This is a genomic window from Streptomyces sp. CA-294286 (assembly GCF_050947155.1).
Lineage (GTDB): Bacteria > Actinomycetota > Actinomycetes > Streptomycetales > Streptomycetaceae > Streptomyces.
Genome location: NZ_CP192005.1, coordinates 5,490,001 through 5,511,163, shown reverse-complemented (window position 1 = coordinate 5,511,163; position 21,163 = coordinate 5,490,001). Strand labels below are relative to the sequence as shown.

The following is a 21,163-nucleotide window of genomic DNA, read 5'->3' as shown; positions in this document are numbered from 1 at the left end:
ATGGGCCCCGGCCGATGGGCCCCGGCCGGGGCCGTACCCCAACACTCAGCCCCTGGCGCCTCAGAGGGTGGGCAGCCACCCCACCTTCCCCGCCAGCACGGCGTACCCCACGAAGGCCCCGATGTCGAGCAGCGCGTGGGCAGCCACCAGGGGCCCCACCCGCCCCCACTTCCGGTACAGCAGGACGAAGACCACGCCCATCACCACGTTCCCGATGAAGCCGCCCACTCCCTGATACAGGTGGTAGGACCCCCTCAGCACCGAACTGGCGACGAGCGCCGCCGTCGGGGACCACCCCAACTGCCCCAGCCTGCGCAGCAGATACCCGACGACAAGGACTTCCTCCAGTACGGAGTTCTGCACCGCCGACAGAATCAGCACCGGGTACTTCCACCACACCTCCGGCAGTGACTCCGGCACCACCGTCAGATTGAACCCGCTCGCGTTGGCTGCCAGGTAGAAGGCAAGCCCCGCGCTCCCGATCCCCGCGGCGACCAGCGTCCCCCGGCCCAGGTCGGACCACGGTCGCGTCCCGTCGAACCCGAGCGCACGCAGGCCGCTCCCTTCCCGGAGCAGGAAGTGCGCCACCAGCGCCACCGGCACCAGCGCGGTCGAGATGCCGAACAGCTGCCAGGCCAGATCCAGCCACGGCCTCCCGGGGGCGGCGGAGCTGTTCAGGTTCGCCGCCTGGTCCTTCAGCCCGCCCGGCCTCGTCAGCGCCCCGATGAACCTGATCAGGGCGGACACCCCGCTCGCGCCCAACGAGAGCGCCAGCACGAGGACCACCTCGGTCCCCCACACCCGCCTGGTCAGCGGCTGTCCGAGCTGCGGAACCGGCCCCTCGGGCGTTCTACCGGCCGCACGCCCCGCATCCGCCTGCACTCCAACCTCCAGCTGTGTGGTTCTGCCTCATACGCGCAGCAGCACCCCAGCTTGCCCCACCCGTAGCCCTTTGGGCAGCAGGGCCGCCCCCGGGGTGGAACGGGTGGGCAAGGGGCGGCCCCCCAGGCGTCCGCCGCGGGCCCCCGGCGGACGCCGTCCCTCACACCACGGTCCGCCCCCGCGCCGTAAGCCCCACACCGCACGGCCGGGCCCTTCACCGCACGCCAAGCCCCCTCACCGCACGCCGGGCCCTCCGCGCCACGCACCAAGCGCCACACCGCTCGCAGGAGCCCCGCTCCGCCTGCGCACCCGCGCCCTCACCCCTGGCCCGGAAACCCCACCGGCCACAAGTGCACCGGCTCTCCCTCCCGCATCAACTCCCCGTACCTCCGCGTCATCGCCGCGAGAGCCGCTTCCCTCTCCAGCCCCGCCTCCACGGCCCGGTGGTAGGTGTCCACCTGCCAGGAAGCCCCGTTCACCTTTCGCCGGCACCGCTCCTCGATCACTCCGAGGTACCGGTCCCGGTCCGCCGCCTCCACGCCCCACGCGTCCAGCCCCGCCGCCGCCAGCGGCAGCAGCTCGTCGCGTACCAGCTTCACCGCCGCCACCTTCTGCGTCCCCGCGCCCCGCCCCGCCCGCGGCCACACCAGCTCCGCGTCGATCCCGTACCGGCAGGCCGCGTCGAAGTTCGCCTCCGCGTCCTCGAACGCCATCCGCCGCCACACCGGTTTGGCGTCCTCGGCCAGGGCCCGCACCAGCCCGTAGTAGAAGGCGGCGTTCGCGATCACGTCGGTCACCGTCGGGCCGGCCGGCAGCACCCGGTTCTCCACCCGAAGATGCGGCACCCCGTCGGCCACCCCGTACACCGGACGGTTCCACCGGTAGACGGTCCCGTTGTGCAGCACCAGCTCCTGGAGGGACGGCACCCCTCCGTCGTCGAGCACCCGCAGGGGCTCCTCCTCGTCGCAGATCGGCAGCAGGGCGGGGAAGTACCGCAGGTTCTCGTCGAAGAGTTCGTACGCCGATTCCACCCACTTCTCGCCGAACCAGGTCCGCGGCCGTACGCCCTGGGCGACGAGCTCCGGCGGCCGGGTGTCGGTGGCCTGGAGGAACAGCGGCGGCCGAGACTCCCGCCACAGCTCCTGTCCGAACAGGAACGGCGCGTTGGCCCCCACCGCGATCTGTACGCCGGCGATCGCCTGCGCCGCGTTCCACACGTCGGCGAACCGCCCCGGTGTCACCTGAAGGTGCAACTGCACGGACGTGCATGCCGATTCCGGTGCGATCGAGGCAGACGTGCAGTTCAGGCGCTCGACGCCTTCGATGTCCAGTTGGAAGTGCTCGCCCCGGGCCGCCACGATCTGATCGTTCAGCAACGCGTACCTGTCGACGTCCGAGAGGTTCGCGTGCACCAGATCGTCCCGTCCGAGTGTGGGCAGGATGCCGATCATCACGATTCCCGCATCGACCTCGGCGGCCTTCCGGTGCGCATAGCCGAGACCCGTCCGCAGTTCCTCCGCCAATTGGTCGAGAACCCGGCCGCCGAGCCGGTGCGGAACAATGTTCACCTCCAGGTTGAACATGCCGAGCTCGGTCTGGAAATCACGGCTCGCGATGCGTTCCAGGACCTCCGCATTCATCATTTTCGGCATCCCGTCCGCCCCGGCGAGATTCAGCTCGATCTCCAGCCCCATCAGGTTTTTCGGCCGGTCGAACCTCTTCTCGTCCAAGAGCCTCCCGAGTCCCTCCAGGCACTCGTGGAGCTTTCGCCGGTACCTCTGCCGGTCCGACAGATCAAATCCGTCTGCCACGACCTTCTCACCCATCGGAGCGTCCTTCCTAGACCTGGAGGAGCCCGCGGCAACGGCCGCTGCGTCCTGTGGTTCACGGTCGATGATGCCCCGGGCGACAGATCCATAACGCCCCGCTCGCGCCCGGTACGCAGTACCCTCGACGCAGATTACGTCAGGCACATTCCTCGGGCATGCCGCAGAACGCAGGTACCACCTTCACGAGGCTGGTAAAAAACGCCGATGAGTTCCAGCCGACCGCTCTTGCGGAAAACCTCCGTGAATGGACGAATATTTCCCTCCTCAATCGGCTCATTTACCTCATGGCACCCCTCCCCGCAAGGCCGGATACCGCCTTGTCGGCAATCTCCACCGCAGCTAGCGGAAACACCGTGTGAACACGTGTCGTATAAACTCCGCAAAACGAGGCAGAGAGTTGACGCCAGGCCATCGCCCAAGGCCCTCCAGCCCCGCAACGCTGACAGCGACGTCCGCACCGCCCATGCATCACCGTGTCTCCCGAGCGAGAGGCGACCCACCATGCCGCTGCACGTACCCCCGGCTCCCGCGCCTGCCCTGCGCAGCGTCCTCGCAGCACTCGGCTCCCCCACCGCCGTGCGCGACGCCCGCACCCCGGCCCTGCGTTCCCTGCCGGGTCCACTGACCCCCGAACTCCCGCTGCCCGTCCACGTGTGGGACCAGATCGCCACCGGTGACCGGCCGCCGCGCACCCGCCTCACCGGATGGCGCTTCCTGATCCGCAACGGCGACCGGGCGGTTGCCGCCGCCGACACCGTACTGACCCCCGACGGCTGGACCTTCTCCCACTTCTTCGAGGGCCCCTATCTGAGCTCCACCGAACGTGCGCTGCGCCAGGCCGAGAACATGACGGCCGGCTACCAACCGCGTCTGCTGTCCATCCCCGCCCTGTACATGCTGACGCTGTGGCTCCACGGCGACCCCACGTCCGACACCGCCACCGACGGGCCCGCGCCCTCGGACGTCCTGATCCCGCTGGCGCCCACGCCGCCCGGCATCGTCGCGCACCGTCCCGGCTCGGTCGCCGACCTGTTGCCCGTGCTGACCCTGCGGGTCCGTCCGGCCTCCGCGGCGCCGCTTCTCGGCCAGCTCGCCTGACACATCGGTACAGGTCCCGGCGCCCCGCTCCCGTTCATTCGGCCGCGGGGCGCCGCCGTGCCATCTGACCCATCCGGACTAGTCCACCTGGGTCACCCCGAACCACCCGAAGAGAGGGGGCAGTTGGACTGAACCGCTCGCACGGGTGACGCGTCCTCAACCAATGAGAAGTGCTGCCGTGAAATCCCTGCGGAACGACGCCCGTGGGGCAACACTGGGACCGGACCAACTGATACGGGGGCGGCCGTGAACACCGATTCAAGCCGCAGGACCACATTCACCACCACGCAGCGAAAGAACCCTGCCATGTGCCAGCACCAGCCACCCTGCCCGTCCGCCGAATCCGCCGACCGGGAGGCCGCCCATCCGATGGCGCACCACCCGGAGCAGGGCTGGAGCCTGCTGTGCAACGGCGTCCTCCTCTTCGAGGACACCGGCGAACTGCTCCCCAACGGGCAGATCATCGCCCCGCACCGTCCGCTCGACGTGGCCCAGGCCGCGTAGGAGCGCCCCTTCGCACCAGCACCGCACGACACCCTACGCACGACAAGGGGCCGGCCCGGAGCTTCCACTCCGAACCGGCCCCCACGCATGTCGACCGTCAGTTGTCGTACTCGTCCATCGGCGGGCACGAGCAGACCAGGTTGCGGTCGCCGAAAGCGCCGTCGATCCGGCGCACCGGCGGCCAGTACTTGTCGGCCGCCGAGACCCCGGCCGGGAAGACCGCCTCCTCACGGGTGTACGCATGCGTCCACTCGCCGCCCAGTGCGGCAGCCGTGTGCGGTGCGTTCCGCAGCGGGTTGTCCTCCGCGGGCCATTCGCCGCCCGCCACCTTCTCGATCTCCCCGCGAATGGCGATCATCGTCTCGCAGAACCGGTCCAGCTCGGCCAGGTTCTCGCTCTCCGTCGGCTCGATCATCAGCGTGCCGGCGACCGGGAACGACATGGTCGGCGCGTGGAAGCCGTAGTCGATGAGCCGCTTGGCGATGTCGTCCACGCTCACGCCCGTCGCCTTGGCCAGCGGCCGCAGGTCGACGATGCACTCGTGCGCGACCAGGCCGTGGGGGCCCGTGTAGAGCACCGGGTAGTGCGGCTCCAGACGCTTGGCGATGTAGTTCGCGGCCAGCACCGCGACCTGCGTCGCCCGCTTCAGGCCCTCGCCGCCCATGAGTCGTACGTACGCCCAGGAGATCGGCAGGATGCCCGCGGAGCCCCACGGCGCCGCCGAGATGGGTCCGACGCCGGTCTCGGGGCCGGCCGACGGCTGGAGCGGGTGGTTCGGCAGGTAGGGGGCGAGGTGCGCACGCACACCGACCGGGCCGACACCCGGGCCGCCGCCGCCGTGCGGGATGCAGAAGGTCTTGTGCAGGTTCAGGTGGCTCACGTCGCCGCCGAACTTGCCGGGCTTGGCGAGGCCCACCAGCGCGTTGAGGTTGGCGCCGTCGACGTACACCTGGCCGCCGGCCTCGTGCACGGTCGCGCAGATGTCGGCGACGTGCTCCTCGAAGACGCCGTGCGTGGACGGGTAGGTGATCATCAGGACCGACAGCTCGTCCCGGTACTGCTCGATCTTCGCCCGCAGGTCCTCGACGTCGACCTCGCCGTCGTCGGCGGTCTTCACCACGACGACCTTCATCCCGGCCATGACCGCGCTCGCCGCGTTCGTGCCGTGCGCGGAGGACGGGATCAGACAGACCGTGCGCTGCTCGTCACCGTTGGCGCGGTGGTACGCCCGTACGGCCAACAGCCCGGCGAGCTCGCCCTGCGACCCGGCGTTGGGCTGGATGGACACCGCGTCGTAGCCGGTGACCTCCGCCAGACGCTCCTCCAGCTCACGGATGAGGGTGAGGTAGCCGGCGGCCTGCTCGACCGGCGCGAAGGGGTGCATCTGCCCGAACTCGGGCCAGGTCACCGGCTCCATCTCGGTGGTCGCGTTCAGCTTCATGGTGCAGGAGCCGAGCGGGATCATGCCGCGGTCCAACGCGTAGTCGCGGTCGGCGAGCCTGCGCAGGTACCGCAGCATGGCCGTCTCGGAACGGTGCTGGTGGAAGACCGGGTGGGCCATGAACTCGTCGGTGCGCAGCAGGCCCTCGGGCAGCGCCTCGCCGACGGTGCCGTCCAGCGCCTCGATGTCGCCCTCGACACCGAACGCGGCCCAGACCGCCGCCACTTGGGCGCGCGCGGTGGTCTCGTCGCAAGCCACGGACACCAGGTCCTGGTCCACGAGCCGTACGTTCACGCCGTGATCGCGGGCGGCGGCCACCACGTCGGCGGCCCGGCCCGGCACCCGTACGGTCAGCGTGTCGAAGTACTGTCCGTGCACGACGTCCACGCCGCCCGCACGCAGTCCCTCGGCCAGGATCGACGCGTAGCGGTGCGTGCGCCGCGCGATCCCCTTGAGTCCTTCCGGACCGTGATAGACGGCGTACATCCCTGCCATCACGGCGAGCAGCACCTGCGCCGTACAGATGTTGCTCGTCGCCTTCTCACGACGGATGTGCTGCTCACGGGTCTGCAGAGCCAGCCGGTACGCCTTGTTGCCGTCCGCGTCCACGGACACGCCCACGAGGCGGCCGGGCAGGCTGCGTGCGAACTTCTCCCGTACGGCCATGAACCCCGCGTGCGGACCACCGAAGCCCATGGGGACACCGAACCGCTGCGTCGTACCGACGGCGATGTCCGCGCCCAGCTCACCGGGTGACGTCAGCAGGGTGAGCGCGAGCAGGTCGGCGGCAACGGTCACGACGGCACCCAGCCCGTGCGCCTGCTCGATCACCGGCTTGATGTCGCGGACGGCTCCGGAGGCGCCCGGGTACTGCAGCAGCACACCGAACACGCCGCGCTCGGCCACCTCGGCCGGGATTCCGGCCGTCAGATCGGCGACGACGACCTCCACACCCGTCGGCTCGGCCCGGGTCCGCAGCACGGCGACGGTCTGCGGAAGCGTTTCCGCATCCACCAGGAACACACCGTTCTTGACCTTGCCCACGCGCCGCGCGAGCGACATGGCCTCGGCGGCTGCCGTGCCCTCGTCGAGCAGCGAAGCGCCGGAGGTCGGCAGGCCGGTCAGGTCGGCGACCATGGTCTGGAAGTTGAGCAGCGCCTCCAGCCGGCCCTGCGAGATCTCCGGCTGGTAGGGGGTGTACGCCGTGTACCAGGCCGGGTTCTCCATGACGTTGCGCAGGATCACCGGCGGAGTGAAGGTGCCGTAGTACCCGAGCCCGATCATCGGGGCGAGGACCTGGTTCCGGTCGGCGAGGGTGCGCAGCTCCGCCAGCACCTCGGCTTCGGTGCGCGCGTCGGGCAGCCCCAGCGCGTCGGCGTTCTGGATGGCGTCCGGCACCGCGGCGTCGGTCAGCTCGTCCAGCGATCCGTAACCGACCTGCGCAAGCATTTTGGCCTGCGCCTCGCCGTCGGGTCCGATGTGACGCTGCTCGAAGGGGATGCCACGTTCGAGCTCTTCGAGCGAAATACGGTTGGCGGTCATCTGCGGAAGGCCTCCTGGTCTGACACGACCTGCGAGGGGCACCACGGCACGGGTACCCGGACGGCCTCCCCCTCTGTCATCTCAACCTGAGAGCTTCACCGGAACGTCACGATCGACGCCCCGATTTTCACCGTCGGTGAGGCCGAATCACGCACCGGCGTACGCCGTGCCCGTCACCCGACCTGCTTTCCAGAGTGACCTCGTCCGTGCGGTACAGGGGCCTGAGAGATTCCGGGGAGGAGTTGCTCCTTCGGCGCCTCCGGACATTGCACCGGAGGACTCTCCCGCACGGGGTCAGCAGCCTTCGCCAGCCTACCAGCGCGCCCTCTTCCCGAGTCCTCGAGTGGCCAGGCTCTCAAAACTGCTCTTTCGTAGTGCTTTACGGGGGTTCGAGCAGGAGTGGCGACCAGTTGGAGGGACCGTGCAGACCGACATCGATCCGCGCAGCCTGATCGGCCGCAAGGCACTCGACCGCAACGGCGCCAAGATCGGAACAGTGGACGAGGTCTACCTGGACGACGCCACCGGCGTCCCGGAGTGGGCCGCCGTCCGCACCGGCCTCTTCAGCAGGGACGCCTTCGTCCCCCTGGAACCCAGTGACCTGGTGGGCAACACCCTTCGTATCCCGTACGACAAGGCCCTGATCAAAGACGCCCCCGACTTCGGCGTGGGCCGCCACCTCTCTCCCGAACAGGAGCTCCAGCTCTACCGCCACTACGGCCTCCACACCGCCGCGGCACCCGCACCCCCCGACCAGGACTTCGGCACCCTCGCCAACGAAACCCCCTAATCCGCTGACGGCGCGGCGCCGTCCCACGGCATCCCCCTTGAGCGACGGCCCCCTCCGCCGCCCCCTTGGGCCCCTTGGGCGACGACCCCTACCCCGCCCCCTTTGAGCGACCGCCCCCACGCCAGCCCGCTCGGGCGACGGGGCCGCGCTCGCGCGCCATCCCCTTGAACAACGGCTCGCACGCCGGCCCTCCTGAGCGACGGCCCCCACGCCAACCCGCTTGGAGGACGGGGCCGCGCTCCCACGCGATCCCCTTGAGCGGCAAGGCCCGCCACCCTGCACTGCCCCCTTGGGCGGCGGGGCCGCCCCCGGGGGCGAAACGGGCGGGCAAGAAGGCGGACCTCACGCGGAAGCGTCCCGCTCCCTTACCCCACCCTCAGGCGAACGCCCTGCTCCACCCCGCCACTGCGCCCGTCCCCTTCGCACAGTCCGTCTGCCCCTCCCCGGCGCTCCCCGCAGCGCACCCACCCCTCACCCCTCTCTCCCCACCAACGGCAACGGCTCCCCCACCTCCAACTCCACGTCGTCCACCCGGAAGGTCCGCACCCGCCCCGGCCCCTCCGACCCCGGCTCCTCGAACCTCACCGTCACCCGTCCCACCCCGCTTCCCTGCACCCAGCCCGCCCCGTACACGGCGTGCCGCACGTCCTGCCCCGCGTGCCACCGCCGTTCCGCGACCGCCTCCGGGGTCAGGTCTCCCAGGGCAGCCCCCGGCACAGGAGGACCGGGCCCGGCCTCACCTCCGCCGGGACTCCCCCCGACTCCCGCCGCTTCCTTCCCCACCTCACCCTCCGGCCTCAACGGACCCCGCGTCCCCTTCCGCGGAGGCTCCTCCTCGGTCCCGCTCCCCGGCGGGCCTTCCACCCCCCGTACGGCCCCCACCGACCGCTCCCCCTCGATCCCCCGTTCACCGTCCGCCGCCTCCCGCGCCGCCTGCGCGAAGAGGTCCTCCTGGGTGAAGTCCGCCAGCCCCGTCACGCCGACACCCAGCAGCCGCACCCCGCCCGTGGTGTCCACGCCCTCCAGGAGCCGCGCTGCGGCCTCCCGCACCACTGCGGGGTCGTCCGTGGGCCCCCGCAGGGTCTCCGACCGCGTCAAGGTCGAGAAGTCGAACCGCCGCACCTTGAGCACCACGGTCCGCCCCGACCGACCGGCCCCCCGCAGCCGCTGCACGCACCGCTCGGCCAGCCGCTCCACCTCGCTGCGCACCCGCGCCCGGTCGTGCAGGTCCATGTCGAAGGTGTCCTCGACCGACACGGACTTCGCGTCCCGCTCCGCCACCACCGGCCGGTCGTCGATGCCCCTCGCCATCCGGTACAGCGATACGCCGTGCGCCTTCCCCAGCAACCGGACGAGCTCGTCCTCTCCTGCCGACGCCAGGTCCGCGACCGTCGTCATCCCGGCCCGTCGCAGATGGTCCCCGGTGGCCGGCCCGACCCCCGGCAGAATCCGTACCGGCTCGGGCGCGAGCAGTTCTCTCTCCGTGCCCGGCTCGATGACGATCAGCCCGTCGGGTTTCGCGCGCTCGGAGGCGATCTTCGCCAGCATTTTGGAACCTGCGAGTCCGACCGACGCGCTCAGCCCGGTGATCGCACGAATGTCCTTGCGAAGACGTTCCCCTACTGCGCGCGCCGACTCCGCGTCATCGGCCGACCCGCCCGCCTCCAGGTCCACGAAGGCCTCGTCCAGACTCAGCGGCTCGACCAGGGGGGACAGCCGTCCCAGCAGTTCCATGACCTGGTCGCTGACGGCCCGGTACAGGGTGAAGCGCGGCATCAGATAGGCCGCGTGGGGTGCCAGCCTCCGCGCCTGCGCCATCGGCATCGCCGAGTGCACCCCGTAGCGCCTCGCCTCGTACGAGGCGGTGGCGACCACTCCGCGCGGCCCGAGCCCACCCACGACGACCGGCTTCCCGCGCAGGCTGGGCTTCGCCGCCTGCTCCGCCGCGGCGTAGAAGGCATCCATGTCGAGATGCAGGACGGTCGGCTCACTTCTCACACCGACGATGCTGCCCTACGGCACTGACAATCGCCCGGAACAGCCGCTCGCCCCGCGGACCGCGGCCAAGGGGCACCCGGGCCGGTTGCCCGGGGCTGCCCCGGCGAGGGCCGCTCGGCGCCCCGGCCGGGCAGCCGCCACCGGACTCATCCGGCCTTGTTGCGCCGCCGGGCCAGCTCGTCCCCCGGGTTGTTCCCGATCAGCGTCTCGCCGGTGTCGACCCGCTCGCCGTGCAGTTGCGACAACGCCGTCTCGACGTCCCGCCACACCACGCCCACGGCGATCCCGAAGATTCCCTGACCGCCCTGGAGCAGTTTGACGACCTCGTCCGGTGACAGGCACTCGTAGACGGTCGCCCCGTCGCTCATGAGCGTCATCCGCTCCAGGTCCTGGAACCCCCGCGCCCGCAGGTGCTGCACCGCGGCCCGGATGTTCTGCAGCGCGACCCCGGTGTCCAGGAAGCGCTTGACGATCTTGAGGACGACCACGTCGCGAAAGCTGTAGAGCCGCTGGGTCCCCGACCCGTACGCGGGCCGCACGCTCGGCTCGACGAGCCCGGTGCGCGCCCAGTAGTCCAGTTGGCGGTACGTGATGCCCGCAGCCGCGCAGGCGGTGGGCCCCCTGTATCCGACCGTGTCGGCCGCTTCGGCGGCACGAGCCGCCGTGACGGGGTGCTGACTTGCTGTGGGGTCGGCCGAACTGCCGAGCGGATACGGCCCGCCCGTCGCCGTACCGTCGCCGCTGATTCTCACGCCGACCTCCGTCCTTGACCTGCCTTGTCGACGGTAGGCAGTCACCCGGGGTGCGTCAACGATCGCCACACTCGGCACGCCGGGTGATAATCACCCTGAGAGTGGTTTCCCCTGCCTCTCTTCGGGGTAAGGCTACTTGAATGCCCTGAGAACGCCCGGTTGAAACCTCGGACGAGACCCTCCGCGTCGAGCACCGTCGGACCGGCCGGATGGTCGATCCCGGAGAGCATCGAGCCCGGTCGGGTGAACCGACCGGGCTGCGAGCTCACTGGCTGTTGGTACCGAAGTCCTCCGGCGAGATCTGATCGAGGAACTCGCGGAACTTCTCCACTTCGTCCTCCTGCTCGTCGGGAATCGCGATCCCCGCGTCGTCCAGCACACCGTCACTGCCGTAGATCGGCGTTCCGGTCCGCAGGGCCAGCGCTATGGCGTCGGACGGCCGCGCGCTGACCTCCACTCCGCTGGCGAAGACCAGCTCGGCGTAGAAGACGCCGTCCCGCAGATCAGTGATCCGCACCTCGGTGAGCTCCTGGCCCACCGCTTCGAGCACGTCCTTGAACAGGTCGTGCGTCAGCGGCCTGGCGGGCGCGAGCCCCTGTTGGGCGAAGGCGATGGCCGTGGCCTCACCCGGTCCGATCCAGATGGGAAGGTACCGATCGCCTCCCACTTCACGCAGGAGCACGATCGGCTGGTTGTTGGGCATTTCCACCCTGACACCTACGACGTCGAGCTCGTTCACACAGCAACCCTAGGACGTGCCCGACCGGTTTGGGTAGTCGGGCTCCTGTTCACTCCGTTCCGGCTCAGTTCGAGCCGGACCTCAGCGCCGTCTGTACCAGCGCCGCATGCAGTCGTACGGTGAGCCCCGAAAGCTCCCTGGTGGTCGCTTCGGCGTGCGCCCTGGTCTGCGGGTTACGGTGCCGGCGCAGCGGGGCGACCATGTTGTCGATCAGCCCCGCCTCGCGGTCCGCCGCGGCCTTCATGGCCCGCAGGTGGCGCGGTTCCAGGCCGAAGCGGCCCAGATCCGCCACGATCTTCGCAACGGTGACCGCCTCGGCGTCGTAGCCGCCGTCCGGCAGCGGCGAGATCAGTCCGTACGATTCCCACTCGCCGAGATCGCTCGACGCCACCTCGGCGGCCGCCAGCAGTTCCTCGCGACCCATCCGGCCCACAGTCGGCGACTCGGCGGCCACCTCGGGTACGCCGTCGAGCAGCTCGCGCGGTCCGCCCGGGGACGGCAGCTGGGCCTTCTCGCCCCGCTCCAGCGCGTCCAGGTGTTCCTTGATGACCTTGAGCGGGAGGTAGTGGTCGCGCTGCATGCGCAGCACCTGGGCGAGCCGCTCCACGTCCGTGGGGCTGAACTTCCGGTAGCCCGACGGCGTGCGCTCCGGCTCGACCAGCCCTTCCGCCTCCAGGAAGCGGATCTTCGAGATCGTTACTTCGGGAAATTCCTCACGCAGCAGGCTGAGCACCGAACCGATGCTCATCAGCCGGCTGCCGGCTGAGGCGGTACCGCGTACGGCACCGCCTGTCGGGATTCGCAGCATGGACCTTCCCTGAAGGGATCAGACGCCCTGCCGGCTCGCGTAGAAGACCAGCCGGTACTTACCGATCTGCACCTCGTCGCCGTTCGCCAGCCGGACCGCGTCGATGCGCTCCCGGTTGACGTACGTGCCGTTGAGGCTGCCGACGTCGGAGACGGTGAACCCGCCGTCCGCACCCCGGCGGAACTCCACGTGCCGTCGGGAGACGGTCACGTCGTCGAGGAAGATGTCGCTCTGCGGGTGGCGGCCGGCCGTGGTCAGCTCACCGTCCAGCAGGAAGCGGCTCCCGGAGTTCGGTCCGCGGCGCACCACCAGGAGCGCCGCGCCCTGCGGGAGGGCGTCGACCGCGGCCTGGGCCTCGGGCGACAGCGACGGGAGAGCGGTCTGGCCCGTCTTCTCCGCCTCGTACGCCTCCAGCCCGGAGATCGAGATGGTCGACGTGGTCTCCGAGGGACGCTCGGCGGCAACGCCGCCCCGCAGCGGCGCACCGCAGTTGGAGCAGAAACGGCTGGCCTCGGCGTTGCGGTGACCGCACCTCGTACAAACCGGCAAGGCCGACATGGACGGATCCTCCTGCCGCGGCTGCCCCGCGTGGTGGGCGCTGGTTGCGTACGGGTCGGACGGGAACTCTCCACCCCTACCTGAGGTTGATGGTTCTCCGGAACCTATGCGGCCGGGACCGGCCGGGTCAACGGACGACGCGCCGGAGCCACCGACCTCGTCCCGGAAGAGCGGACGCTCGCCGCTCTGCTCCTCGGCCTCTCCCGGGCGCGGGGCACGGTGACGCGCGGTGTGGGAGCCGCTGTCGTCTCGTGCACTCTTGCCGAACAATTTCGCAAACAACTTCACGGGCGATTCCCCTTGACCGAAACAGACCCGCCCGTGGGGCAGGACGAACCCTGCATCAACAAACCCTGCATCTACCAACAACCTGCTGACGTGGACACTTGTACAACGTCCGAAGCCATCAGACAGTTTCCACCACGCACCGTGTCCTTGATGCGTCGACCCCCCGCAACCTCATGCCCGTGTCGGGCCACGCTCACTCGCCCCCGCGTCTCTGGGATGACGACCGAGCGTAGTCAGGCCGCTTCGCCGGTCGCAAGGCATCCACGACGATCTTCTCAAGTCGCTGCACCACGGCCGTGGCCTGCTCCTTCTCCAGGGTCTGCACAACCCCGCCGGGAATGTTCAGGGCAGGCTCCAGGTCCTGCGGCTTCCCGATCACCTTGAAGCTGTACGGCGCGGCGATCTTCTTCCCGTCGATCTGGATGCCGCCGTCCACATCGGAGAAATAGGTGTTGGCCACGACCCGTACGTCATTGATCTGGATCGCCTCCGCACCGGCCGCCCGCAGCTCCTGGATGGTGTCGAGCAGCCGGTCCGCCTCGACCGCGCCCTGTGGGTCGCTGATGGTCAGCGTGATGCCCGGCCCCTGTGCGCCCACGGTGCCGGCGAGCACCCCGAGCTGACGCTCCTTCTCCAGGGTCTGTTTGCGTGCTTCTTCGGCCTGGTCGGAGCTGCTCTCGAGTTCGCTCCGCTGGGCCACCAACCGCTGCTTCTCCTCCTCCAGCCGCTGCGTACGGTCGTCCAGCTCGTCCAGGATCCGTACGAGGTCCTCCTGCCGCGCACCGCGCAGGGCGCCCTTGTCGCTGGTGGAGTTGACCTGGATGGCAAGGCCGAGCCCCAGCCCGAAGAGCAGCAGGGCGACGATCAGTTGAGCCCGGGTGATCCGCGGCGGCCACAGCCCTGCCAACAACCGCTGCCGGCCGGTCGTCTCCTTGTGGATGTGGTGCGCCGCTTGCGGCTGCTCTTCCTTCTCCTCCGCGCTCATCGGCGTCACGCCCGGAAGACGTGCCGCCGGATGGCGGCAGCGTTGGAGAAGATGCGGATACCGAGGACGACCACCACGCCGGTCGACAACTGCGCGCCGACGCCCAGCTTGTCGCCGAGGAAGACGATCAGAGCCGCCACGACCACGTTGGACAAGAAGGAGACGACGAAGACCTTGTCCACGAAGATCCCGTCGAGCATGGCCCGCAGACCGCCGAAGACCGCGTCCAGCGCGGCCACGACGGCGATCGGCAGGTAGGGCTCGACCACCGCCGGCACTTCGGGCCGGACCAGCAATCCGACCACGACTCCCACGACGAGGCCCAGTACGGCGATCACGATGTGCCCTTCTCCGTCTTGTCTGTCTTCCCCGTGCCGTCCACGCCCTTCGGCGCGTCCGTAGTCTGCGGCTGTGCGACGCGTACGATCAGGCTCGGCGCGGCCGGCAGGCGCACCATGTCCTGGCCGGACATGCTGGTGCGAATTCCGTAACTCTCCTGCAGTACGTGCAAGTACTGGCCGTCCGCACTGTCGTTGAACGCCGTGTTGAGGTCCTTGCCGCCGACGGCCAGCACCGTGTACGGGGGCACCAGGGGCTTGTTGTCGACCAGTATCGCGTCGCCTGCCGCCCGGATAGCCGAGAGCATCGTCAGGCGCTGCCCATTGATCGACACGGCCTCGGCACCGGACTGCCAGAGACCGTTGACGACCCGCTGCATGTCACGATCCCGCACCCGGCCGGTGTCGGAGAAGCCGCTGTTCCCGCGCGGCCCCGCATCCCCCGAACCGGTCTCCTTCGCGTCGTCCACGACCAGCTTGATGCCCGGCCCCTCCACGGGAGTGGCCCCGGACAGCAGGGCCACCAGCCCGCCCTGGTCGCCGCCGTGCTGCTCAAGTGCCTTGCGCTGCCGCTCCCCCACGTCGGTGCGCAGAACCTCGACGTCCTTCTCCAGCTTGTCCGCCCCCGCGGTCTCCGCCTCGACCCGCTCGACGAGCCCTTCGCGTTCCTTCGCCACGACGGGTGCCGCTATCCGTGCGTTCGCGGCCCCGAGAGTGACGACGGCGGCAGCGACCACGAGGCCCGCCGCCAGACCGAGTTTCGTCCGGACCGAGCGGGGCATTCCGGCGGTGCCGTCGGCCTTCTGACGGGCCGCCGCCTCGGCGTAGCCCTCGTCCAGGCTGTGTTCCATCACGTTCGTCAGCAGCGACATGGACGCGTCGGGACGCCCGGGTGGCGAGGAGGTGCTCCGAACGGGGGGCGGCTGCGACATGCCGCACATCGTCGCACGTCGCAGCCGCTACCACCCAATGGCCCCACCGGCGTACCGAAAGCCTCGGCCAGGAGACTTCCGGTACGCCGGTCCTACCTCAGTGACCTGCGCCGTCGACGATCGCCGACCACTCGTCGAGGAGCGCCTGGGCGGACTCGTCGTCCGGCCCCTCGGCCCACAGGTGTGTGACGGCCTCCGCCGGATCGGGCAGGACCATCACCCAACGCCCGTCGGCCTCGACCACGCGCACTCCGTCGGTGGTGTCGACCGAGCGATCCCCTGCCGCCTCGACCACGCGGCGCATCACGAGCCCCTTGACCGCCCACGGGGTGGCCAGGTCGCGTCGCAGCACGTGCGCCCGCGGTATGCGCGCGTCAATCTGGCTCAGCGTCAGCTGCGTCCGGGCCACCAGTCCGATCAACCGTACGAAGGCCGCGGTGCCGTCGAAGACACTGCTGAACTCCGGAACGATGAACCCACCGCGTCCGTCGCCACCGAAGATGGTCGTGTCCTCGCGCCCGACCCGCGTCAGGTCGTCGGGCGACGTGGTCGTCCACTCGACCTGGGTCCCGTGGTACGCCGCCACCTGTTCGGCGACCCGCGTCGTCGTGACCGGAAGCGCGACCCGGCCGCTGCGCCGTTCGGCGGCCACCAGGTCGAGCATGACCAGCAGCGCGCGGTCGTCCTCGATGATCCGTCCTCGCTCGTCGACCAGCGAGAGGCGCTCGCCCACCGGGTCGAACCGCACGCCGAAGTCGGCCCGCGCCGAGGCCACGATCTCACCGAGCCGCACCAGCCCGGCCCGCCGCGAGTCGGCCGTCTCCGTGGGCCGCGCTTCGTCGAGCCCCGGATTGATGGTCAGCGAGTCGACCCCGAGCCGTCCGAGCAGGCTGGGGAGCACGAGCCCGGCGCTGCCGTTCGACGCGTCGACGACGACCTTCAGTCCCGATTCCGCGATCCCGGTCGCATCCAGGTTCCTGAGCAGAGATCCGGTGTACGAGTCGAAGACGCTCGCCGGGAAGTGGAGGTCCCCGATCTCTCCGGGGAACGCCCGCCGGTACTCCTGGCGCGCGAACACCCGGTCCAGCTTCCGCTGGCCGCCCTGCGAGAGGTCCGCACCCCGCTCGTCGAAGAACATGATGTCGACCGAGTCCGGCACGCCGGGCGTCGTCCGGATCATGATGCCGCCGGCACTGCCCCGGGCGGTCTGCTGCCGGGCCACCGGCAACGGCACGTTCTCCAGGTCGCGTACGTCGATGGCGCTGGCCTGGAGTGCGGAGATCACCGCCCGTTTCAGTGCACGGGCGCCGCGGGAGTGGTCCCGGGCGGTGGTGACCGTGGACCCCTTCTTCAGGGTGGTTGCGTACGCTCCCGCCAGCCGCACCGCCAGCTCGGGCGTGATCTCCACGTTCAGGATCCCGGACACGCCACGCGCTCCGAAGAGGTGCGCCTGCCCCCGGGACTCCCAGATCACCGAGGTGTTGACGAAAGCGCCGGCCTCGATCGTCTTGAACGGGTAGACCCGCACATTGCCCTGAATGATCGATTCTTCACCGACGAGGCACTCGTCGCCGATGACCGCACCGTCCTCGATGCGGGCGGCCCGCATGATGTCGGTGTTCTTGCCGACGACGCATCCGCGCAGGTTGCTGTGCTGGCCGATGTACACGTTGTCGTGCACGACGGCCTTGTGCAGGAAGGCCCCGCTCTTCACGACCACGTTCGATCCGATGACGCTGTGCTCCCGGATCTCCGCCCCGGCCTCGACCTTGGCGTAGTCACCGATGTACAGCGGTCCTCGGAGCACAGCGTCGGGGTGCACCTCCGCACCCTCGGCGACCCACACGCCGGGCGAGATCTCGAATCCGTCGAGCTCGACGTCGACCTTGCCCTCCAGGACGTCCGCCTGGGCCTTCACGTAACTCTCGTGCGTGCCGACGTCTTCCCAGTAACCCTCGGCCACGTAGCCGTAGACCGGCTTGCCCTCCTTCATGAGCTGCGGGAAGACGTCACCGGACCAGTCCACCGACACGTCGGCGTCCACGTAGTCGAAGACCTCGGGCTCCATCACGTAGATGCCCGTGTTGACGGTGTCGGAGAAGACCTGACCCCAGGTCGGCTTCTCCAGGAAACGCTCTACCTTCCCCTCGTCGTCCACGATGGTGATGCCGAATTCCAGCGGATTCGGCACGCGGGTCAGGCACACCGTCACCAGTGCGCCCTTCTCCTTGTGGAAGCGGATGAGGTCGGTCAGGTCGAAGTCGGTGAGGGCGTCACCGGAAATCACGAGGAAGGCGTCGTCCTTCAGTGCTTCCTCGGCGTTCTTCACGCTCCCCGCGGTGCCGAGTGGCTTCTCCTCGTTGGCATAGGTGAGCTCCATTCCGAGCTCTTCGCCATCGCCGAAGTAATTCTTGACGAGGGAGGCCAGAAACTGAACGGTTACGACGGTCTCATTGAGCCCATGCCGCTTGAGCAGCCGCAGCACGTGCTCCATGATCGGTCGGTTGGCAACCGGCAGAAGCGGCTTGGGCATGCTTGAGGTCATGGGGCGAAGGCGTGTGCCTTCACCACCGGCCATCACGACGGCCTTCATGTCGGAAGCGTCCTCCTTTGAAGAAACGATCTGACCGACCTCGTCCACCGGAACCCACCCGCAGTCGTCACGACCACGAAGAGCCGGCGCCGCACTGCGCCACTTCGACGGACTCAATCGGCTGTGGCGTCCGCCCTGACCAGCCGGCGAACCTGAACCACATAGAGAATCCCTGCCCACCAATACAGGGTTGTACCCCATCCGGCGAACGCCCATCCGAAAATAGCACCGAAAGTCCCGGGCCACCCGTCCATCTCACTGAGCAGCAGCAACGGGAAGGCGTACATCAGATTGAACGTGGCCGCCTTGCCCAGGAAGTTCACCTGCGGCGGCGGATACCCGTGACGCCGGAGGATCCCCACCATCACCAGCAGCATGAGCTCGCGGGCGAGAAGGGCGGCGGCGACCCACCAGGGCAGGATCTCGCGCCAGGTCAGCCCGACCAGCGTGGACAGAATGTAGAGCCGGTCGGCCGCGGGGTCGAGCAGCCGCCCCAGGCTGCTGATCTGATTCCACTTGCGCGCGAGCTTGCCGTCCAGGTAGTCGCTGACGCCGCTGAGCATCAGCACCAACAGCGCCCACCAGTCGCTATTGGGCCCACCGAACACAGGGCGGAGGATCAGCCACAGGAACAAGGGCACACCAACAAGACGAGCCATGCTCAGGATGTTGGGGATGGTGAGGACTCGGTCGGTCTGAACGCGAGTCTCCTGGACCTCCACCCGGGGGCCTCCTGTGGGAACGTGCCAACGATTTTCCCCCTGACCCTACCCGCAGCCACGGCCGACAAGGGCACAGGGGTGACTTGAACGTCCGGTGAACGCGGAAAAGCCCCGTACCGGTATCCCCGGCACGGGGCTCTTCGCAATGATTGTTCGGCGGCGTCCTACTCTCCCACAGGGTCCCCCCTGCAGTACCATCGGCGCGGAAAGGCTTAGCTTCCGGGTTCGGAATGTAACCGGGCGTTTCCCTAACGCTATGACCACCGAAACACTATGAAACACTGAACACCTGGCTGTAAACACAGGACTGTTCGTTATTTCAGAACTAACACAGTGGACGCGAGCAACTGAGGACAAGCCCTCGGCCTATTAGTACCAGTCAGCTCCACCCGTTACCGGGCTTCCACATCTGGCCTATCAACCCAGTCGTCTACTGGGAGCCTTAACCCCTCAAAGGGGGTGGGAATACTCATCTCGAAGCAGGCTTCCCGCTTAGATGCTTTCAGCGGTTATCCTTTCCGAACGTAGCCAACCAGCCATGCCCTTGGCAGGACAACTGGCACACCAGAGGTTCGTCCGTCCCGGTCCTCTCGTACTAGGGACAGCCCTTCTCAATATTCCTACGCGCACAGAGGATAGGGACCGAACTGTCTCACGACGTTCTAAACCCAGCTCGCGTACCGCTTTAATGGGCGAACAGCCCAACCCTTGGGACCGACTCCAGCCCCAGGATGCGACGAGCCGACATCGAGGTGCCAAACCATCCCGTCGATATGGACTCTTGGGGAAGATCAGCCTGTTATCCCCGGGGTACCTTTTATCCGTTGAGCGACAGCGCTTCCACAAGCCACTGCCGGATCACTAGTCCCGACTTTCGTCCCTGCTCGACCCGTCGGTCTCACAGTCAAGCTCCCTTGTGCACTTACACTCAACACCTGATTGCCAACCAGGCTGAGGGAACCTTTGGGCGCCTCCGTTACTCTTTAGGAGGCAACCGCCCCAGTTAAACTACCCATCAGACACTGTCCCTGATCCGGATCACGGACCGAGGTTAGACATCCAGCACGACCAGAGTGGTATTTCAACGGCGACTCCACCATGACTGGCGTCACAGCTTCACAGTCTCCCACCTATCCTACACAAGCCGAACCGAACACCAATATCAAACTGTAGTAAAGGTCCCGGGGTCTTTCCGTCCTTCTGCGCGAAACGAGCATCTTTACTCGTAGTGCAATTTCACCGGGCCTATGGTTGAGACAGTCGAGAAGTCGTTACGCCATTCGTGCAGGTCGGAACTTACCCGACAAGGAATTTCGCTACCTTAGGATGGTTATAGTTACCACCGCCGTTTACTGGCGCTTAAGTTCTCAGCTTCGCACACCCGAAAGTGCACTAACCGGTCCCCTTAACGTTCCAGCACCGGGCAGGCGTCAGTCCGTATACATCGCCTTACGGCTTCGCACGGACCTGTGTTTTTAGTAAACAGTCGCTTCTCGCTGGTCTCTGCGGCCACCCCCAGCTCACCGTGTAAAACGGATCACCAGTGATGGCCCCCTTCTCCCGAAGTTACGGGGGCATTTTGCCGAGTTCCTTAACCATAGTTCACCCGAACGCCTCGGTATTCTCTACCTGACCACCTGAGTCGGTTTAGGGTACGGGCCGCCATGAAACTCGCTAGAGGCTTTTCTCGACAGCATAGGATCATCCACTTCACCACAATCGGCTCGGCATCAGGTCTCAGCCTCAATGTGTGACGGATTTGCCTATCACACGGCCTACACCCTTACCCCGGGACTACCACCGCCCGGGCTGGACTACCTTCCTGCGTCACCCCATCGCTTACCTAGTACAGATCTGGGTCGCCGGCTCCACCACTTTCCTTTCCCCGAAGGGTCCAGAACGGCTTCACGGGCATAGCATCGTCTGATTCAGTATTGGGCGTTTCAAAGCGGGTACCGGAATATCAACCGGTTGTCCATCGACTACGCCTGTCGGCCTCGCCTTAGGTCCCGACTTACCCTGGGCAGATCAGCTTGACCCAGGAACCCTTAGTCAATCGGCGCACACGTTTCTCACGTGTGTATCGCTACTCATGCCTGCATTCTCACTCGTGAACCGTCCACAACTCGCTTCCGCGGCTGCTTCACCCGGCACACGACGCTCCCCTACCCATCCATACAGGCGTTGGCCCTGTTGTATGAATGACACGACTTCGGCGGTACGCTTGAGCCCCGCTACATTGTCGGCGCGGAATCACTTGACCAGTGAGCTATTACGCACTCTTTCAAGGGTGGCTGCTTCTAAGCCAACCTCCTGGTTGTCTCTGCGACTCCACATCCTTTCCCACTTAGCGTACGCTTAGGG

16 protein-coding genes, 2 rRNA genes and 1 riboswitch (1 of these 19 cut by a window edge) are annotated in these 21,163 nt (G+C 68.0%); of the genes, 3 read left to right on the top strand and 15 right to left on the bottom strand.

Features of this window, described 5'->3' with window-relative positions; genetic code table 11:
- Positions 1-60 precede the first annotated feature (60 nt).
- Positions 61-882, bottom strand: a complete 822-nt coding sequence (locus tag ACQPZG_RS29070; RefSeq protein ID WP_433548644.1) for a CPBP family intramembrane glutamic endopeptidase — start codon at positions 880-882, stop codon at positions 61-63.
- 317 nt (positions 883-1,199) lie between these two features.
- Positions 1,200-2,708 carry a glutamate--cysteine ligase gene (locus ACQPZG_RS29065; protein ID WP_433548643.1) on the bottom strand — a complete coding sequence of 503 codons (1,509 nt, stop codon included), beginning with the start codon at positions 2,706-2,708 and terminating at the stop codon, positions 1,200-1,202.
- 504 nt (positions 2,709-3,212) lie between these two features.
- On the opposite strand from ACQPZG_RS29065, the gene ACQPZG_RS29060 reads away from it, so the two are divergent.
- A complete protein-coding gene (locus ACQPZG_RS29060; RefSeq protein ID WP_433548642.1) occupies positions 3,213-3,809 on the top strand; it encodes a hypothetical protein in 597 nt (198 codons plus the stop codon).
- A 306-nt stretch (positions 3,810-4,115) separates the two neighbouring features.
- Entirely contained in the window at positions 4,116-4,313 is a 198-nt protein-coding gene (locus ACQPZG_RS29055; RefSeq protein ID WP_185033272.1) for a DUF5999 family protein, read from the top strand.
- Between the two features lie 97 nt (positions 4,314-4,410).
- On the opposite strand, the gene gcvP is transcribed toward ACQPZG_RS29055, so the two are convergent.
- Entirely contained in the window at positions 4,411-7,296 is a 2,886-nt protein-coding gene (gene gcvP, locus ACQPZG_RS29050) for an aminomethyl-transferring glycine dehydrogenase (RefSeq protein WP_433548641.1), read from the bottom strand.
- Between the two features lie 199 nt (positions 7,297-7,495).
- A riboswitch (glycine riboswitch) is annotated at positions 7,496-7,593 on the bottom strand.
- Positions 7,594-7,717: 124 nt separating this feature from the next.
- Here gcvP and ACQPZG_RS29045 point away from each other — a divergent pair.
- Positions 7,718-8,086: a PRC-barrel domain-containing protein gene (locus ACQPZG_RS29045; RefSeq protein WP_433548640.1), complete on the top strand. Its 369-nt coding sequence runs from the start codon at positions 7,718-7,720 to the stop codon at positions 8,084-8,086.
- Between the two features lie 471 nt (positions 8,087-8,557).
- On the opposite strand, the gene ACQPZG_RS29040 is transcribed toward ACQPZG_RS29045, so the two are convergent.
- From ACQPZG_RS29040 to ACQPZG_RS28985, 12 genes are all read right to left on the bottom strand, one after another.
- Positions 8,558-10,084, bottom strand: coding sequence for a DNA polymerase IV (locus ACQPZG_RS29040; RefSeq protein ID WP_433548639.1), 1,527 nt, complete (start codon positions 10,082-10,084; stop codon positions 8,558-8,560).
- 146 nt (positions 10,085-10,230) lie between these two features.
- Positions 10,231-10,836: a MerR family transcriptional regulator gene (locus ACQPZG_RS29035; protein ID WP_433548638.1), complete on the bottom strand. Its 606-nt coding sequence runs from the start codon at positions 10,834-10,836 to the stop codon at positions 10,231-10,233.
- Between the two features lie 265 nt (positions 10,837-11,101).
- Positions 11,102-11,575, bottom strand: coding sequence for a bifunctional nuclease family protein (locus tag ACQPZG_RS29030; protein ID WP_185033262.1), 474 nt, complete (start codon positions 11,573-11,575; stop codon positions 11,102-11,104).
- 64 nt (positions 11,576-11,639) lie between these two features.
- Positions 11,640-12,383, bottom strand: a complete 744-nt coding sequence (gene ftsR, locus ACQPZG_RS29025; RefSeq protein ID WP_433548637.1) for a transcriptional regulator FtsR — start codon at positions 12,381-12,383, stop codon at positions 11,640-11,642.
- Between the two features lie 18 nt (positions 12,384-12,401).
- The gene (locus ACQPZG_RS29020; RefSeq protein ID WP_433548636.1) at positions 12,402-13,310 is read right to left on the bottom strand and encodes an FHA domain-containing protein; all 909 of its coding nucleotides are present in this window, start codon (positions 13,308-13,310) and stop codon (positions 12,402-12,404) included.
- Between the two features lie 112 nt (positions 13,311-13,422).
- Positions 13,423-14,214, bottom strand: coding sequence for a DUF881 domain-containing protein (locus ACQPZG_RS29015; protein WP_433549593.1), 792 nt, complete (start codon positions 14,212-14,214; stop codon positions 13,423-13,425).
- Positions 14,215-14,219: 5 nt separating this feature from the next.
- Complete coding sequence (locus ACQPZG_RS29010) at positions 14,220-14,552, bottom strand: small basic family protein (RefSeq protein WP_003970459.1); 333 nt, start codon at positions 14,550-14,552, stop codon at positions 14,220-14,222.
- Complete coding sequence (locus ACQPZG_RS29005; protein WP_433548635.1) at positions 14,549-15,484, bottom strand: DUF881 domain-containing protein; 936 nt, start codon at positions 15,482-15,484, stop codon at positions 14,549-14,551. Before ACQPZG_RS29005 ends, ACQPZG_RS29010 begins: the two co-directional genes overlap by 4 nt.
- A gap of 97 nt (positions 15,485-15,581) precedes the next feature.
- A complete protein-coding gene (locus ACQPZG_RS29000; protein ID WP_433548634.1) occupies positions 15,582-18,077 on the bottom strand; it encodes a sugar phosphate nucleotidyltransferase in 2,496 nt (831 codons plus the stop codon).
- Positions 18,078-18,190: 113 nt separating this feature from the next.
- Positions 18,191-18,799, bottom strand: coding sequence for a CDP-alcohol phosphatidyltransferase family protein (locus ACQPZG_RS28995; protein WP_433548633.1), 609 nt, complete (start codon positions 18,797-18,799; stop codon positions 18,191-18,193).
- A 151-nt stretch (positions 18,800-18,950) separates the two neighbouring features.
- Positions 18,951-19,067, bottom strand: a 5S ribosomal RNA gene (rrf, locus tag ACQPZG_RS28990).
- Between the two features lie 81 nt (positions 19,068-19,148).
- A 23S ribosomal RNA gene (locus tag ACQPZG_RS28985) occupies positions 19,149-21,163 on the bottom strand; it runs 1,108 nt beyond the window's last position.